Source organism: Rhizobium sp. SAFR-030 (genome assembly GCF_059415005.1).
Genome location: NZ_JBPFDO010000005.1, coordinates 370,471 through 386,580, shown reverse-complemented (window position 1 = coordinate 386,580; position 16,110 = coordinate 370,471). Strand labels below are relative to the sequence as shown.

Genomic DNA, 16,110 nt, shown 5'->3' with positions numbered 1-16,110 from the left:
GTTCCGTCTGATGTGCTTGAAAAAGAGAATTGAGACGTGAAAAAGAAAACCCCTGAGAAGCGCGGCCGCAATGAGCTGGTCTGCATCGCAATCGGCAAATACTATGACGCCCTCGACCATTACAAATACGCCGGGACAGATGCTGATCCGCCTAGCGTCTGGCATCGAGAGCGGGCAGTGAAATATGAGGCAACCATGCGCGCGGCGGTGCAAGAGTTTGAGCGCACATATGGCAAGCCAAAGCGGAGCGACGAACTCCCGATCTATATATGGGAGTGCTGCCGCCAGCAGAAGAACGTCAGAGAATTCGATGGAGCCTGGACCGCTGCCCAACTTGCCGGCAGTCAGCTAAAGCCGCATGAAGCGCAACCATTACAGGTCCAGAACTTCACTCCTTCAGTTCGTTGATCTTTTTGCTTAAGGCGCGCTCGATGCCTTTCCGCACTCCCATCAAGAAAGGCGTGCTATTTCCGAGAGTGCCAGGTTGGCCGGGGATGCCAGGCAGTCCGACAGATGTGCCTTTTATTGATCGATAGCCCACCTCAAAGCCCTCAGCGAACGAAGCTTCACGAATGATATCTGACATTGAGTTCCTCCGATTCAAAATTCTTGCACGTCAGCATGTCGAGCGCAACGCGACCGCATATCAATCGCACATGCACACTTTCATCTTCGTGTCAACAGATTTTTCTTGACATTCGATGTAAAATCATATACAGGTGCGCGTTCGCATTCGTGCGCCTTAAGCCTGCCGATTCGGCACCAGCGGGAAGACCGGGAAACGGCACCGCATCATCTGACTGGGGATATCTTTATATGACCTTTGACCGGAAAGCGGCGCTGCCGCTTGGCCATCGTTTCTACACGTCTGCCGCAACCCTCGCTGCCTGGGGCTCAGGTGGTGAACGTGGACCTTCCTTCGAAGCCTATTCATCTCGTGGACGCAAAGTCACCTGGCCAGACGTGCCGGGCGACTGGTCGACATGCCGCCTTATCAATCCGTCGGTCGCATCCCATTGGGAAAAACCCGAACTTCCCGAATTCTGGATTGATGGTCGGGAATGCCTGTTTCCAGAATCCATCGTGACATCGCGCCGGTGGAGTTGGCTTTCGGCATTGGGCGCGGACGTATCGGAGAACGCCCGCAGGCGCGCGCCGCTATATGTTAAACCGACGCGGACAATCTTCGCGGCCAATGACGGACCGTCGCCAGAATGGCTTGCGGAGCGCGATGCGGCCGGAGATGAAATCGACTACGGCACGGAAGGCAACCGCATCGAGCGCGCGCTCGTGAAAGACAAGTCGCCACTGGTCGTCACCCTGCGGCAGGTGGCTGAACTGATGCGCACGCCGGTCATCGCGGCGAATGATAATACCCCCTCGCCGGAAGATGATGAAGGAAATCCCGGCACAGGACTCGAGCGGGTTCACAATCAAAGCAGCATCCTTCCTTCTGTGCCCATGCTGCTGCGGGCTTATCAGGCAGGGGTTGATACCGGGGACCGCAATGTAAAGGAAAGCTGGCATCGCATCGGGAAGGCCGTCGGGAAGCGGAAGCTCACGGGCCTGACCTTCATGAAGGGCGAGTTGATTGAATACGGCGACGACAAGGGCCGGAAGCGCCGGCCCTCATACAACCCGAAGGTCGCGGACGCCGAGGTCGATGAAAAATCCGAGACTGCTAAGCACGTCGCAGCGCAGCCGGCACAGAACGCCGCCTATACGAAGCTGAATGCCGCCGGTGTCTATCTATCGTCCCAGTCGTCGGACGCGCCACGCTCGCTTGCTCCACCGCCACGGACGGCCCGTGCTGTGGCCAATGATAACATTCTTGCAGAGGCCAGGGCCAATACCAAGACGATGCCCGCCGTGACGGTGCTGCCCGATGGCGTTGCTCACGAATACGGACGACTGGCTGGCATCGCTGACCTGACAGGCGTTGGCGACGGAAAGACCAGTGCGCCTATGCCGGATGAGCTGGCGGAAATGGACAGAGCCGCGAAACTCGAAGCGGCTGGCCTGTTCCGCGAAGACCTGGACGTAATCGAAGACATCCTGTCCGACGCATCATTTCGGACGATTGGAGTGCGACGGGGATATGCGGAATCGGCGGCGCACCGGATGGGGCGCAAGGTCGTGGAAGGCGCGCTCAAAAGAATTTCGGAAAAAATCGCTGCATGAGTACCACTTCGATGCGTTTTCGAACCCCTTATATATAGAGCTTCCCCAGCTCCACCTTCGGCCCGCTTCGGTGGGCCTTTTCCTTTTTCTTTTATGCATCGGCGGGCCCTCCTTCCCGCTGGTCTCCCGGCTGGCGCGCTTCGGCTGCGACGCCGGGCCAGATTGCTTGTCGCCGACATTGATCTGCGCAAGCCCATATCGGGAACGATCCCGATCCACCGACCGCTCATCCGAGCGGTTTTTTTGTGCCCTTCCTCAATTCCGAATTCGGCAAGAAGAAAGGAAAGAGACATGTCGCGAGACCGGCCGCTGCTTGCGGCATTTCCACCTTGGTACGACGATCCGACATTCACCATCATAGAGCTAGCAGCGTTCGCGGCGGCTCCGGAAGACACGATTTATGCTTGGCATCGCCTCGCGAAAGCGATGGATATCCCATGCGGCCAGAAGCGAGCCAGGTGGCTGTTCTCTCCCCGCGAGATGTTCGGCTTTGCCATCCTCGCCGCGATGTACCGGCTCGGCATGCCGATCAGCGCGCCGCAGATCAGGGCAGCATTCGATTTCGCTCGCCGTGGCACGGCCGGCAATTTCTACCAGCTATCGGGAGATCGCATCGCGCATGTCTGTGTCCAAGCGCCCGAGCTCTATCAGCAAGTCTTGGAGCGGTGCGCCGCTGATCATCTGGAGGCGGCATGAACATTCTGAAAAGGGCTAAAGCCTGGCTGTCCGGATCGTCTCGTTCATTTGACGGTGCATCGGCTGGTCGGCGCGGACGGTCTTTCGGCCGGATGCCTTCCCAGCCAAAGGCGCAGCTTGCCAGCCGCTTCGAACTTGCGGCGCGTGCCCGATACATCGCCAGCAATAATGCTGTTGCGGCCGCTGCTGTTGACGCATGGGTGAGCGCGCTCGTGGGGACCGGCATCAAGCCGCAGTCGTCTCATCGCTCCATCCGTATTCGCGGCAGGCTTAACCTGGCCTGGGAAGCATGGACGGACCGGGCAGATGCCGACGGCCTGGGCGACCTGTATGCCCTGACCGCGCTCATGGCAAAGCGTACCGTCATCGACGGCGAATGCTTCGCCATGCTGATCAACGAAGGGAAGGAGCTGAAGGTCCGCCTTCTGGATCCGGAACAGGTTGACAGCGCATTGACGCGCGAGCTTTCCGATGGCGGCCGCATCGTGTCGGGCATCGAATTCAATAGGAGCGGCGTTCGCGTTGCCTATCACGTTCGGAAGGAGATTGCCGGCACTGCCCTGCAATACACGACCGATCGCGTCATCGCTGCCGACATGCTCCACATGTTCCGGGTCGACACCCCCGGCCAGGTGCGCGGTATTACGTGGTTCGCGCCAATCCTCTCCCGCATCGCTCATCTGGATGCTTGGATCGATGCGCAGCTGACGAAGCAGGCGGCTGCCGCGATGCTCGTGGGCATCGTGACACCCGGCGACAACGCCGACGGATGGGAAGGCGAGGCGCTTGGCGATGCGCTCGAACCCGGCACGATCAAGGTCGCGCCTCTCGGTTCGGACGGCATAACCTTCTCCGATCCGCCGACTGTCGGCATGGATGCAATCGAGTTCGCGAAGATCATTGAGCGCGAGATCGCCGCGGGCATCGGACTGCCCGCATGGCAAGTCAGCCAGGACTTGAGCCAGGCGAACTATGGATCGCAGCGAGGCGGCCTCATCGAATTCCGCCGGCGTGTCGAGCAGCTGCAGTACGGCATGATCGTGTTTCAGTTCCTTCGCCCGCTATGGGTCAGATGGTCCGCAACAGAAGTCCTTTCAGGCCGGCTCACTGCCAATGAGCAGGAAGCCGCAGCCGCGAAATGGATCGCACCGAAAACTGCCTGGATTGATCCTCTCAAGGACAGCCAAGCCGAGCTTGCCGCGATCAGCGGCGGCATCATGAGCCGTCGAGAGGCTGTAACTTCTCGCGGTATCGACATCGAGGCGCTGGACGCCGAGATCGCGGCCGACAACGAACGGGCCTCCCGACTGGGGCTCAAGTTCAATGTTCCCGCGAACAGCAACACCCCTCCCGAGGTCGTGGAAGCGGCCTAAATTTCAGGAGACATACATGCCGAAATTGAACGCCGAGCCCTTGGCCGGTGAACAATCCCGTGCGCGCGACGACACCCGTAATCGCGCTGCGGGAAGCCTGACCAGCTTCAATGCGGAAGCAAGAACGGTCGACGTGGTGCTCGCCACCGATACGCCTGTTCGGGTCCGCACCTGGGAAGGCACCTACGACGAGATTCTGACAATCTCGCCGGCCGCCATCGACACTGCCCGACTGGACAGCCTCGCCCTCTTGGACAGCCACGACCGATATAGCGGTCTTGCATCCCGACTTGGCGGCATCGTTCCCGGCTCTCTCCGCTTCGAAGGCGGCAAGGCTATCGTGACGGCCAAGATCAGCCGAAACGAAGGCGGTCAGGCGCTCTTCGATGACCTGGAGGACGGTCACGTTCTCCCGGCGTCCGTGAGCTTCCGGCCAATCGAGCAAACCCGCACCGAACCGTCACCTGGCGGCGTTGCGACAGTCAACGTCATCCGATGGATGCCCCTCGAACTCTCAATTGTCAGTGTCCCGGCCGATCCTGCCGCCACTACCCGCTCTGAACAAGAGCACAATCCTACCGAAGGAAATCCCATGCCCGTTGCAGAACGTAATACCCAGATCCGCGCCATCGCCGACACCGCTGGCCTTGACCGTGCTTGGGCTGACGAGCAGATCGATGCCGAAGTGACTGTCGATCAGGCCCGCGCTGCCGCTTTCGAAGCGATGCGTGCTCGCGGTGCTGCTGCCGCCACCATCCGCGCCCCGCACAACGACACGACCATGGACAACCCGGAAGCCCGTGTCCGCGCCATGGGCGAGGCTCTTTATGCTCGCGCTACCCCCGGCCATCAGGTGAGCGATCCCGCCCGCCAGTTCGTCGGCCTTGGCACGGTAGATCACGCACGCGCTGCGCTGACCCGTGCAGGCGTTTCGCTTGCTGGTCTTTCCCCGGCGCAGATCGTAGACCGTGCGCTGCATACCACTTCCGACTTCCCCCTGCTACTCGGCGATAGTGTCGGCCGTTCTCTCCGACAGGCATACACGGCCGCCCCTTCCGGCCTGAAGCGCGTCGGCCGCCAGACGACCGCCACCGACTTCAAGGAAAAGCACAAGCTCCAGCTTTCGGAAGCGCCTCGCCTGGAGAAGGTGAACGAATCCGGCGAGTTCAAGAGCGGCACGTTCAAGGAAGAGAAGCAGTCTTATCGCCTCGCAACCTACGGCAAGATTTTCAACATCTCCCGTCAGGCGCTGGTGAATGACGATCTCAATGCCTTCATGGACCTGTCTCGCCGCATGGGCCAGGCGGCAGCCGCGACGGAAGCGCAGCTTCTCGTTGACCTGTTCCTGTCGAACGCCGGCGGCGGTCCGAAGATGGGCGACGGCAAGAACATGTTCCACGCCGATCACAACAACCTGCTCACGGCCGCAGCTTTTGCAGTGAGCGCGCTTGGTGTTGCTCGCGCGAAGATGCGTCAGCAGGTGGGCATCTCCGGTGAACTGATCGCGGTTGAGCCGAAGTTCCTCATCGTTCCGGCCACGCTGGAAACGACCGCCGAGCAGGAGCTGCGCACTACCTTCTACCCGGACAGCTCCAACAAGGCCGCGACAGACTCGATGCGCCAGCTGGATATCGTTGTGGAACCGCGCTTCACCGATGCGACCGCCTGGTATCTGGCTGCCGATCCGGCATCGTGCGATGGCCTGGAATATGCGTATCTTCAGGGCGAGGAAGGTGTGCAGGTCGAGACGAAATCCGGATGGGAAGTTGACGGCGTTTCCGTCAAGGCCCGCCTGGACTTCGGCGCCAGCTTCGTGGACTTCCGGTCCTTCATGAAGAACCCCGGCGCATAATGACGGTCGCGGAACTTCAGGAACAGAGGGCAGCGCTGGTCGCTGCCCGTAACACCGGCGCGCTACGGACGACGTTCCGCAGCGGCGGCACGGAAAGAACAACCGAATACAAATCCGACGCGGAAATGGCATCGGCCCTTGCGGCGATCGATGCGGAGATCGCGCGCCTCTCCGGGACGCGCACTTCCTCCATCCGCCTCACCCTATCGAAAGGCTACTGACCTATGGCTAAGAACTTCATCCAGACTGGCGAAACCCTCACCGTCATCGCCCCTTACGACGTGCTTTCCGGAGCCGGCGTCTTGGTCGGCAAGCTCTTCGGCATTGCGCAGATTGATGCGAAGTCCGGCGAGGAAGTCGAGATCACGCGCCGAGGCGTCTTCGAACACGCCAAGACATCCGGGCAGGCGTGGACGCAGGGTGCGGACATCTATTGGGACGACGCCGGCAAGGTCTTCACGACCGCATCGTCCAGCAACACGCTCGTGGCCAAGGCTGCCCTTGCTGCCGCCAACCCTTCGGCGATTGGTCGCGTCGTGCTGAATGGCTAACAACTGGAAAGCTCTTGAAGCGATCAACGACCGGATGGTCTTGGGCGCTTACGACGAGCTGGTCAGGCACAGTCCGATGAAGAGCGGGGTTGCTGACCCCGCTCGTCCGGCTGCCGAGATCAGAGGCGTACTGCACACGCCCGCTGCTGCCGGCACCATCAGTCTCGGCAACGGCATGATGACGACGCTGTCCGCTTCGGAAGGCGCCCTTGTCATCGAGCGTGCGGCGTACCCGGATCGAGTCTTTCGCGGCGGCGACCGGATCCGCGGTCTCGACCTTCCCGGCCAGCCCTGGTGGGAGGTGAAAACCGTAAACGACCGCTTCAGCGGCATCCTCGTGCTCGTCCTCAACCAGGCGTGACCATCGGTAAGGGTCGGTCGAGGGGCCGGCCCTGACCCTGCCAAGGTACTCCGCCACTCCGGCCGCCTGCGGGGACGCGGCATCCCGGAATACCAGCCCCTGCAATTTTGCATAAGGGGGTTCTACCCTATTCGGAGAGCGCATAGCATGGAAAATATCGTGACCGCCAAGGTGGTCGGCGACTGGCTCGGCGTGTCTGATCGGACGATTTCCGATCTCGCCATCAGAGGCCAGGCCAAGAAAATCGGGCGCGGCCAATACGCCCTGCGCGAGACCGTCCAGCTGTACACGGCTCATCTGCGCGAAGTTGCTGCCGGTCGTGGCGGCGAGAAGCAGATCCTAGACCTCAATCAGGAACGCGCCCGACTTGCGCGGGAGCAGGCTGACGGCCAGGAACTGAAGAACGCGCAAACCCGTGGCGACCTTGTTGCACGCGAGGATGTCCTGCGCGGCTGGCAAGACATTCTGCGCAAGGTCCGTTCCGGCATGCTCGCAGTGACGAGCCGGGTTCGCCAGCGCATCGGCACGATCGATGCCGCACAAGCAGCAATCATAGACCGCGAAATTCGCGATGCCCTGGAGGCACTGGCCGATGGTTCAGACCATGATGGCGAAGGCGCTGTCGAGTCTAAGACCGCCGCCAAGACTTAAACTTTCCGACTTTATCGAGCAGGAGATGGAGTTGCCCGACGACGTGGCGGCTCTCCCCGGCAAGATACGACTTTATCCATTCCAGCGCGGTATTGCCGACGCGATCAGCGATCCGCTTCTGACCCGTGTCACGGTCCTGAAATCTGCGCGTATTGGCTACACGACCCTGCTCACGGCAGCCGTTGCGAACCACGTCGTCAACGACCCGGCTCCTATTCTCGCGGTCCTGCCGACCGAAGATGATGCCAAGCGTTTTGTCGTGTCGGACCTTGAGCCGATCTTCGCTGCATCCCCCGCCCTGGCCGGTTCGATCTCTGCTGATCAGAAAGAGGGCAAGCGGAGCACGATGCTTTCACGCCGGTTCGCCGGCGGCAGCCTGAAGGTCGTCGCTTCGAAGGCACCTCGCAATCTTCGCGCCCATAACACCCGCATCCTGATTCTCGATGAAGTCGACGAGATGACGAACGGTGCGCAGGGCAGCCCTATCGTCCTCGCCGAGAAGCGCACGACATCGTTCCCGGACCGCAAAATCATCATGGGTTCGACGCCGGTTTATGAAGAGACCAGCAACGTCATCAAGTCCTATGCGAAGTCCGACAAGCGCATTTTTGAAGTGTGTTGCCCCGAGTGTGAAGAGTTCCGCGAGATCGTCTGGAAGGATATCCAGTGGCCGCCTGGCGAACCCTTGAAGGCATATTGGTGCGCGCCCTGCTGCGGATCGGTCGTCGAAGAATCCAAGAAAACGGCGATGGTCGAGAACGGCCGCTGGCGCGCGACGGCACCTGAAGTCGAAGGACATGCCGGCTTCAAGGTGAATGCGCTCGTGTCGCCGCTTACGAATGCGTCATGGGGCCAACTGGCGACCGAGTTCGTCGCGGCCAAAGACATCGCCGAGGATCTTCAGGTTTTCGTCAATACCGTGCTCGGCGAAGGCTGGCGCGGAACCGGCGAAGAGATCGACGACGAGGAACTGGCGAAGCGCTCCGAGCGGTTCGGCATGGACCTGCTTCCGGCCGATGTCCTGGCAATCACAGCCGGCGTCGACGTACAGCGGAAGGACCGACTCGAGGTGACATTCATCGGATGGGACCGAGCGGGCAATGCTTATGTGCTTGGCCATCGCGTGATCTGGGGCCAGCCGTCCGACGAACAGACCTGGCGGGAGCTCGACGAGATGCTGAAGCTTCGGTTCCCGCATCCGTTCGGCGGCTCACTCGGAATTGACGGCACGGCCATCGATTCCGGCGACGGCGAGACCATGGAGTTCGTCTACAAGTTCGCCTTTCCTCGCTTCAATCGGAAGGTTGTGGCGATCAAGGGCGTCGGCGGGAAGCGTCCACCGATCGAGCGGAGCAGTCAGAAGATCAAGGGCGGCACGCTCTGGATTGTTGGTATCGACGGCATCAAGAGCCATCTCGCCGGCAGGCTGACGCGCGGCAATTCGATCCGCTTTTCCGATGAACTGCCTGCCGTCTGGTATGAGCAGCTGACAGCAGAACGCGCCATCGTCCGCTATTCTCGTGGCCAGCCGCAAAGGCGCTTCGAGCGCATCCCCGGCCGCGATGCGGAAGGTCTCGACTGTACGGTTTACGCTTTCGCAGTTCGGAATATCATCAACATCAATTGGGACTCGCGCGAGGAACAGCTTCGCAACCCCGAACTGGCAAACCCCGCTCCCGCGAAGAAACAGCGAAGCGGACCTTCATTCATGGAAAGGATTGCAGGATGAACAAGCAACAGGAATTTCTCTACATCGTCCAGACGGTCATTCTGGCGAACGGCATCAACCTGGCGACCGATCCGGAGACGAACGTGAAATACCGGCACGTCTTCTCCGCCACCGGCGTCTCTGGGCTGATGCTCGATGCCATGTGGGCGAAGGATCGCATCCCGAAGGATATGACCGCCCATGATGCCGCAATGGACTTCACCGGCTTCATGCTATCGAACCTGCGGGACATGGAGGAGGAAGCTTCCGGCGAAAAGATGGTCGTGCCTTATTGGTTCGCGAGGCACTGAGCATGGACATCGAAATCAAGAGCATGGCTCTGACAGGCAGACCTGATGACGAAGAGCGGACCGTGACGAAGGCGATTTTCACTGCCCGCGTCGGACCGGTCCAGCTTTCCAGCTGCGCAATCGTCCGCCAGGGCGATGGTCACGTTATGGCCATGCCACCGCTCGGCAAGTTCGATAAAGCCGCTGTGCGCATTCGTGATGACGAGATGTATATGGAGTTCCGGCGACTCGCCTTTGAAGCGTATGACGCCCTGGTAGACGAAGAACCAGATGCCGGCTTGCTCCGCGTGCTCGGCGCGGAAAATGAATCGCTTCGGATGGCGGGGATCTAGGGCGGCGCGTTGCTACAACAACACAGGCTCACTCCTGCCGATCCCGGAACCGCACGCCATGCCCGTTGCCGTTCTGATCGATGAAGATGATACCAGCGGACTCAAAGCATCTTCGCAGAACATCTAGCGTAGCGTGCTGCGGCGCTGATTTCCCACTTTCGAAGTTCCGAATTGTTGCGTTGCCGATTTTTGAATGATCGGCAAGCTGCTGTTGTGACCAGTCTAATAGCGCTCTGGCCGCGCGGCACTGTGAGGGTGTCAACATATCAATGAAATACCACGTTGCACAAAAATAGATAGGGCTAGCGATTTTCGCTTGCTTTGGCGAAAAACATCGTTTATCGCTAAGTATATCGAAAATCGCTAGCCTGCAACGAGGTGACCGGAAATGATGCAGCACAAGGTTAATGAGTTACGAATGAAGGCGGCAGCAAGCCTGGACCTTTATCCGCTCTTCAAGGTGAATGCAGCGGGCGCCCGTGAGACTGACCGCCAGTTTCGCGAAGTGGAACGGGATATCCACTACGCCACACTCGACGCGATCGGCGAGGCCGCTAGCAGAGTTGAGCCTCGCGACATTGAGAATGTGCTCATGCGGATGGGATATGCCACATACCTGTTGGACCGGGTATACGATTATGCTCACCGCGGAATCGAGATCGACGGAGTAATCGGCGAAATCGACAAGTTGATTTCCGGTTCGGCTCGCGCCCTCGTTCACATTCATGGCGTCGACGTGGGAGAGACCGTGCTTGACTTCCATCTCCCTAAGTTGAGGGCGAGGTCATGAAGCCGGTGTTTCATGATGGGTTCTTAGGTCTCGAGTGTGTCGGCATGGAAGTGCGCGAAGTAATGAAGGTCGCGAACCTCATGGCCATCGCAGCACAATCTGTTGATCAGATGGATAACAGGGCACTGCCGGGGATTCAGTCTGCCGCAGAAATGATTGCCGAACGGCTAGACGGACTTCATGAGCGAATCGACGTCCTCGTTAATGAATGGCAACTCGAGCGCCGGCCGGGAGGAAAGCAATGATCACCGAAGAACTTCTCGGCCAGATCGTCCATGACCTCAAGATGCGCAGCGAAGTCTGCTGCACGCTTTCCAGCATGGTCGGTCGCAACCTCGATGCCATGAAGAAGCGGGAAGCGCTCTCGCATCCGACTGTCGTGGAAGAACTCAATTTCGATCAGCTTCATCATCAGGTCTATCAAATCATGGTGACGATCCGCGAGCTTGAAGGCGAAATCGAAGACGCCTCCTAAACTCTTTCGCCCATGTACCGGCGCGGGTCTTCTACCCCGTGAGCCGTAACTGGATCATGCACGTTCGAATCGTGTCATGGGCGCCACCTACACCGGAGGGCGGCCACCACCACCTGCGCTAACACAAGCAGGGCCGCCCTCGCACGGTATTCCGGCGAGAGCGCATCCGTAAAACACTATTCTGAAAGCAAATCGCCGACATGTCCGATTGTGACTTGGCTGAACTTCGATACGAACTGCAGATCGGCGAACGTACGTTTGCTTTTGGATCGGTAGTCGACCCTACCCTGGCTGTTCGGAAGCTGCCACTCGATCCTGGCGGCCGGGTTCGGTCCGAAAATCGAAACCTCAATCGTTCCACCTTCGGAACCGGCGAACAGGTCTCGTTCTTTCGGAGCCGCTTCCATGAGGGCGGCAAGGGCATCGCCGAAGGTATGGCCTCGCTTTACGTCGCCGAAGTCGAGCGCGTGGGAGGAACCCAGCTCTCGATACTCGCGAACGGTCTTTGCGCTGTCCTTGACGTTCCGGCTACCGGCGACGGCAATCAGAAGGTTGGCGGCGTCATCGAACGTGACCTTGGCAACGGCCAGCCCTCGCCCGCCTGTCGTGCGCAGTTCGGCAACAGACAGGTTGCGGTCATGCTGGATAACGGTCCCTTCCGGAACTCCGGTGATTTCCGCGACTTTCGCGACAAGCTGTTTCGGCGTGGCCATGTGGTCCTCGATGCTGATGCTGATGCTGATGCTGATCAGCCACTACCACAAATCTCAAATGCGCAAAATGTAAAAGAGATTGACAGACGATCTCTTTTGTCTATTGTGCAAAACGCAAATGATTCTGAAGAAGGAGAAAACATGACTGAATTATCGAAGACTGAAATCGCTACCGCTCTCGTCCTGGGCCTCACAGCCATGGACAATCCTCCGAACCGGAAATGGGATGAACAGCGATCGGAAGAGGATCGCGATGCTGCTCGCCGGCTGTCAGCCCATATCCTGACGATGGTCCCGGACATGGCCGAACTGGCTACGATCTGCGTCGGCATCTGGATCCAGCAGACGCCGCAGGTGATGAAGGAAAACCGCGACTTCTACCATGGGCCGGACATCTTCCGCGAGAACGAGCATTACCAGTATCCAGACGACAGCGGCTGGACCGAAGAGAACGACGTGGACACACCGACATGGGCGGAACGGGCCGGCCAGAAAGAGCTTCAGGACGTCTTCAACGATAAGGCCGTGCTCGAACTGCACCGACTCCACGAGCGCTACAAGCGCCAGAAGGCTGAAGCTGCGCAAGAAAAGCGGCGGGCCAAGGCAGCGGAGAAGCGTGCGGCCGAGCAGCGAGATATCCGCCAGCGGCAGGTTGTTGCACAGATGATGCGTTCGGCCACCGCGCCGTCGTCTGGCTTGATGCATTGAGAGGAGAAGGCATGACCGAGATCAAAACGCCGCTCTTGCCGCCAGAAGCGGCCAAGCCCAACGGCGACGAGGCATCTGTCGCGGCGATCCTCCGCGAGCAGTACAACACGTTGCTGCCCCTGGTTACGGACATTTGCAATCAGAAGCGCAACCTCTGGAACTGGGACGATGAGGAGTATTCCTTCAAGTTCAATCGAGCCGATGCGCATGCGTTCGTTCATGGACTTGCTCGTGCTCTCGATGCTCTCGACACCATGAGCATGCGAGAGGGCAGCCGAGCCGCCGTTCCAGCCTGATGCCGGATCAAGACCTTGCAGGCCTGCTTGCGCTCACGCGCAGGCAGGCCGCCGCCTTGTGCGGAATAAGCGTCACCGGCTTCGATTCATGGGTGCGGAAGGGGATTGTCCCATCCGCCATTCCCGGAACGCGCCGGTGGAGCCGTGTAAGCCTGGAGCGGCGACTTGCTGACGGTCCTGCCGGGCCGGTCGCGGTCAACGATAACCTCTCGCCCTTCGAGATATGGAAACGCCAGAATGCGAACACGGCTTAAAGGGATCAACACGGTCAAGCGGACACTCGCCGACGGGACCGTGGCGACCTACTACTATCACCGCGCAACCGGGTCTCGCCTAACTGGCGAACCCGGTTCGAGCGCGTTCATAGCCTCTATCGCAGCGGCGGAATCAAAATCAAAGAACCGACTCGCCGGAACCCTTGCTGGACTGATCAAGGAATTCGATGGGACCAAGCAGTGGCGACGGCTGGCAGAAAGCACAAAGAAGGAATACCGGCGCGTCCTGACCTTCTGGGATGGGAAATACGGGAGCGTTCCCTATGTCGCTCTCGAAGACAAGGAATTCCGTCGCGACGTTCTGAAATGGCATGACGAGTTTTCGGAAGAAAAGCCGCGCGAAGCCGACAACCGCGTGACGATCCTCGCCCGCATCCTCTCATGGGCGGAGAAGGACGGGCCTCTGAAGAAGAATGTTCTGGACGGATTCGAGCGCGCCTATGCCGGCGACCGTTCCGACCTGATCTGGCTGCCCGAACACGTCGACGCATTCATGGAGAAGGCGAACGAGGAAATGAAGTTGGCCATCGTGCTAGCCCTTCACACTGGGCAGCGGCAAGCCGATCTCCTGAAGCTGGCATGGTCCAACTATGATGGCACTCATATCAAGCTCCGCCAGGGCAAGACGAAGCGATACGTTGCAGTCAAATGCACGAAGGCCCTCAAAGAGACCCTGGACAGCCTTCCCCGCACGTCGGCGCTGATCATGACCACGAAGACCGGGAAGGCGTTCCAGAAGCGGTATTTCTATGAGCAGTGGGACAAGACGGCCGGTGAGGCAGGAATCGCCGATCTGCACTTCCACGACATTCGCGGCACGACCGTGACCATGCTGTTTCAGGCGGGCTGCAATCTCGGCGAGATCGTATCCGTCACCGGACATTCCCTGCGCCGCGCGCAAGAGATTCTCGACAAGTATCTCGCCCGCACAAGCACGATGGCGGACAATGCAATTGCCAAGTTGGAGAACGTGTTGGAAACGGATTTTGCAAAACGCCCTGCAAAACGCGAGGGCTCAAATGCAGGTAAGTGATGGCGCACCCGAAGAGATTCGAACTCCTGACCCCCAGATTCGTAGTCTGGTGCTCTATCCAGCTGAGCTACGGGTGCTTGCCTCACCGACTGTCCGTCGGCGTGTGGCGATCCTCTAAAGCCTTGTGCCGATGATTGCAAGCGGTTTTGGCCAAGGCATTGTCATTTTGCTGAAAAATGCGCCCAACGCTTTGACGTGAAACGATATTTTCAGGCGCGGGCGCGATAGTCCTCCAACGATACCGGCCGATCGGGGATCTCAACCCGGAACTGCGTGCCCGGCCCGGGCTTCTCCACGAGGGCGATGGTACCGCCGTGGGCAAGCACCAATTCACGGGCAATCGCCAGGCCAAGGCCGGTGCCGCCGGAACGCGCCGCACCACGAAACGCGGTGAACAGGTTCTCACGCGCCTTGCGCGGCATGCCGGGACCGTTGTCGTCTATGGTGATCGCAACGACGCTGCCGACGCGCTGCGCGGCGATCGTCAGCCGCCGCGGCAGGTCGTCCTGCGGATCGGCATTGACGAGCGCCTGCACCGCATTGCGGCAGAGATTGTGGATGACCCGGAACAGCTGCTCGGGATCGGCATCGACCTCGAGCTCCACCGCGATCTGGTCGACGAACTCGATGCCCGTATCCGGATCGAGCGCCAGGATCTCGCGCACGTCCTGGCAGAGCTCGGCAAGCGGCAGCCGGCGCCGGCGTGGCGCAGCCTCCGAGGCCTGGCCGTAGGCGAGGACCTCGTTGGTATAGCCAACCGCCCGGTCTATCGTCCGCAGAAGCTTTGGTGCGAAACTGCGCACCATCGGATCCTCGACATCGACAAGCCGGTCCGACATCAGCTGCGCCGACGCCAGGATGTTGCGCATGTCGTGGTTGATCTTGGAAACCGCCAGGCCGAGATCGGCAAGGTTCTTCTGCTGCTTCAGCGTCCGCTGCAGTTCAGTCTGCATGGCTGCCAGGTGGCGGCCGGCAACTTCCAGCTCGCCCTTCGCCCGCCCCGGCGTGAACACCCGCTCCGGATCCTCGGGCCGCTCGGAAAACGCCTGCATGCCGTGCGCCAACCGGCGGATCGGGCCGATCATCATGCGGTTGATTGAAAAGTAGATGAGCACGGCGGTGACAAGCGAGATCAGCAACGAGATGCCGAACATCAGCTTGGAAAAGCCGATCATCGCCTTGCGCAGCGCGTCGTCGGTCATCACCAGCTCGATGATCATGTCCGTCTCGCCGATCGGGCCAAAAACGCGCATCATCCGCCCGCCGCCGAACACCAGCGTGTCCAGCGCGTGGCCCATCGAACCGATGAAGGTCTCGTTGGCGAGATCGTACTGCTCGTCCACCTGTGGCGGAACGTCGATCGCCGCCAGCAGGCGCGAGGTTCCCTCCTTGCGCAGGGCCAGCACCTTGGTGCCGGTCGCCAGCAGCGTATCGTCCTGCACCGCCCGCGGCAGTTCGGCCGGCTGCAACCCGTCGATCACGACGCCGGCCGCGGCCGCGGTATCCAGCCTGTCGCGCAGCCATGTCATCCGCATCACCGAGATCGACGGCACGAAGATCAAAACTTCGGCAAACATGACGAAGATCACCGTCAGCCACAGGAGACGGCCCGACAGCCCGTGAAAGCGCCGCGGCATCCGGTGGCCGGTCCGCTCGGCGCCCGCCGTTGCTGCGGCCCCTCCTCCGTTTGCCAGAGGGGCGGATGTCGCCGCCTCGTTGCTCATGCGGGTCTCCGTTCGCGTTCGGTGCAAATGTCGGCTATGCAGACGGGCCGACGTGATCGTGCGTTACATGATAACGACCC

At 60.1% G+C, this 16,110-nt stretch carries 21 protein-coding genes and 2 tRNA genes; 19 read left to right on the top strand and 4 right to left on the bottom strand.

The window, feature by feature from the left end:
- Positions 1 to 36 precede the first annotated feature (36 nt).
- Positions 37 to 408, top strand: a complete 372-nt coding sequence (locus ACR65N_RS17660; protein ID WP_440458061.1) for a hypothetical protein — start codon at positions 37 to 39, stop codon at positions 406 to 408.
- Here ACR65N_RS17660 and ACR65N_RS17655 read toward each other — a convergent pair.
- Positions 389 to 586 (bottom strand): hypothetical protein, encoded by a 198-nt coding sequence (locus ACR65N_RS17655; RefSeq protein WP_440458060.1) that lies wholly within the window; start codon positions 584 to 586, stop codon positions 389 to 391. The two genes, ACR65N_RS17660 and ACR65N_RS17655, sit on opposite strands and share 20 nt — an antisense overlap.
- A gap of 230 nt (positions 587 to 816) precedes the next feature.
- Between ACR65N_RS17655 and ACR65N_RS17650 the strand changes: the two genes are divergently transcribed.
- The 11 genes from ACR65N_RS17650 to ACR65N_RS17600 all read left to right on the top strand — a co-directional run bounded on the left by ACR65N_RS17650 (position 817) and on the right by ACR65N_RS17600 (position 10,016).
- The gene (locus ACR65N_RS17650) at positions 817 to 2,181 is read left to right on the top strand and encodes a hypothetical protein (RefSeq protein WP_440458059.1); all 1,365 of its coding nucleotides are present in this window, start codon (positions 817 to 819) and stop codon (positions 2,179 to 2,181) included.
- A gap of 291 nt (positions 2,182 to 2,472) precedes the next feature.
- The gene (locus tag ACR65N_RS17645) at positions 2,473 to 2,877 is read left to right on the top strand and encodes a hypothetical protein (RefSeq protein ID WP_440458058.1); all 405 of its coding nucleotides are present in this window, start codon (positions 2,473 to 2,475) and stop codon (positions 2,875 to 2,877) included.
- Positions 2,874 to 4,250 (top strand): phage portal protein, encoded by a 1,377-nt coding sequence (locus ACR65N_RS17640; protein WP_440458057.1) that lies wholly within the window; start codon positions 2,874 to 2,876, stop codon positions 4,248 to 4,250. Before ACR65N_RS17645 ends, ACR65N_RS17640 begins: the two co-directional genes overlap by 4 nt.
- 16 nt (positions 4,251 to 4,266) lie before the next feature.
- The gene (locus ACR65N_RS17635; RefSeq protein WP_440458056.1) at positions 4,267 to 6,102 is read left to right on the top strand and encodes a prohead protease/major capsid protein fusion protein; all 1,836 of its coding nucleotides are present in this window, start codon (positions 4,267 to 4,269) and stop codon (positions 6,100 to 6,102) included.
- Positions 6,102 to 6,323, top strand: coding sequence for a phage head-tail joining protein (locus ACR65N_RS17630; protein ID WP_440458055.1), 222 nt, complete (start codon positions 6,102 to 6,104; stop codon positions 6,321 to 6,323). The genes ACR65N_RS17635 and ACR65N_RS17630 overlap by 1 nt, the downstream gene beginning before the upstream one ends.
- 3 nt (positions 6,324 to 6,326) lie before the next feature.
- Complete coding sequence (locus ACR65N_RS17625) at positions 6,327 to 6,653, top strand: DUF2190 family protein (RefSeq protein WP_440458054.1); 327 nt, start codon at positions 6,327 to 6,329, stop codon at positions 6,651 to 6,653.
- Positions 6,646 to 7,014 carry a hypothetical protein gene (locus ACR65N_RS17620; RefSeq protein ID WP_440458053.1) on the top strand — a complete coding sequence of 123 codons (369 nt, stop codon included), beginning with the start codon at positions 6,646 to 6,648 and terminating at the stop codon, positions 7,012 to 7,014. Before ACR65N_RS17625 ends, ACR65N_RS17620 begins: the two co-directional genes overlap by 8 nt.
- 159 nt (positions 7,015 to 7,173) lie before the next feature.
- Entirely contained in the window at positions 7,174 to 7,665 is a 492-nt protein-coding gene (locus tag ACR65N_RS17615; RefSeq protein ID WP_440458052.1) for a hypothetical protein, read from the top strand.
- Positions 7,607 to 9,394 (top strand): phage terminase large subunit family protein, encoded by a 1,788-nt coding sequence (locus ACR65N_RS17610; RefSeq protein ID WP_440458051.1) that lies wholly within the window; start codon positions 7,607 to 7,609, stop codon positions 9,392 to 9,394. Before ACR65N_RS17615 ends, ACR65N_RS17610 begins: the two co-directional genes overlap by 59 nt.
- On the top strand, positions 9,391 to 9,684 hold the full coding sequence (locus ACR65N_RS17605) for a hypothetical protein (RefSeq protein WP_440458050.1): 294 nt from the start codon (positions 9,391 to 9,393) through the stop codon (positions 9,682 to 9,684). The genes ACR65N_RS17610 and ACR65N_RS17605 overlap by 4 nt, the downstream gene beginning before the upstream one ends.
- Before the next feature lie 2 nt (positions 9,685 to 9,686).
- Positions 9,687 to 10,016, top strand: coding sequence for a hypothetical protein (locus ACR65N_RS17600; RefSeq protein WP_440458049.1), 330 nt, complete (start codon positions 9,687 to 9,689; stop codon positions 10,014 to 10,016).
- 28 nt (positions 10,017 to 10,044) lie between these two features.
- Here ACR65N_RS17600 and ACR65N_RS17595 read toward each other — a convergent pair whose 3' ends face one another.
- Positions 10,045 to 10,281: a helix-turn-helix domain-containing protein gene (locus ACR65N_RS17595; RefSeq protein ID WP_440458048.1), complete on the bottom strand. Its 237-nt coding sequence runs from the start codon at positions 10,279 to 10,281 to the stop codon at positions 10,045 to 10,047.
- A 123-nt stretch (positions 10,282 to 10,404) separates the two neighbouring features.
- Between ACR65N_RS17595 and ACR65N_RS17590 the strand changes: the two genes are divergently transcribed.
- From ACR65N_RS17590 to ACR65N_RS17560, 7 genes are all read left to right on the top strand, one after another.
- Positions 10,405 to 10,806, top strand: a complete 402-nt coding sequence (locus tag ACR65N_RS17590) for a hypothetical protein (protein WP_440458047.1) — start codon at positions 10,405 to 10,407, stop codon at positions 10,804 to 10,806.
- Positions 10,803 to 11,051 (top strand): hypothetical protein, encoded by a 249-nt coding sequence (locus tag ACR65N_RS17585; RefSeq protein ID WP_440458046.1) that lies wholly within the window; start codon positions 10,803 to 10,805, stop codon positions 11,049 to 11,051. The genes ACR65N_RS17590 and ACR65N_RS17585 overlap by 4 nt, the downstream gene beginning before the upstream one ends.
- The gene (locus ACR65N_RS17580) at positions 11,048 to 11,281 is read left to right on the top strand and encodes a hypothetical protein (RefSeq protein WP_440458045.1); all 234 of its coding nucleotides are present in this window, start codon (positions 11,048 to 11,050) and stop codon (positions 11,279 to 11,281) included. The genes ACR65N_RS17585 and ACR65N_RS17580 overlap by 4 nt, the downstream gene beginning before the upstream one ends.
- Positions 11,282 to 11,289: 8 nt before the next feature.
- Positions 11,290 to 11,367: transfer RNA gene (locus tag ACR65N_RS17575), tRNA-OTHER, on the top strand.
- A gap of 114 nt (positions 11,368 to 11,481) precedes the next feature.
- Complete coding sequence (locus ACR65N_RS17570) at positions 11,482 to 12,702, top strand: hypothetical protein (RefSeq protein ID WP_440458044.1); 1,221 nt, start codon at positions 11,482 to 11,484, stop codon at positions 12,700 to 12,702.
- Between the two features lie 11 nt (positions 12,703 to 12,713).
- Positions 12,714 to 12,998 carry a hypothetical protein gene (locus tag ACR65N_RS17565; protein WP_440458043.1) on the top strand — a complete coding sequence of 95 codons (285 nt, stop codon included), beginning with the start codon at positions 12,714 to 12,716 and terminating at the stop codon, positions 12,996 to 12,998.
- 237 nt (positions 12,999 to 13,235) lie between these two features.
- Positions 13,236 to 14,306: a tyrosine-type recombinase/integrase gene (locus ACR65N_RS17560; protein WP_440458042.1), complete on the top strand. Its 1,071-nt coding sequence runs from the start codon at positions 13,236 to 13,238 to the stop codon at positions 14,304 to 14,306.
- On the opposite strand, the gene ACR65N_RS17555 is transcribed toward ACR65N_RS17560, so the two are convergent.
- Positions 14,307 to 14,383: transfer RNA gene (locus ACR65N_RS17555), tRNA-Arg, on the bottom strand. It abuts the gene before it with no gap.
- A 132-nt stretch (positions 14,384 to 14,515) separates the two neighbouring features.
- Positions 14,516 to 15,943, bottom strand: a complete 1,428-nt coding sequence (locus ACR65N_RS17550; RefSeq protein ID WP_430306554.1) for an ATP-binding protein — start codon at positions 15,941 to 15,943, stop codon at positions 14,516 to 14,518.
- Positions 15,944 to 16,110: the final 167 nt, after the last annotated feature.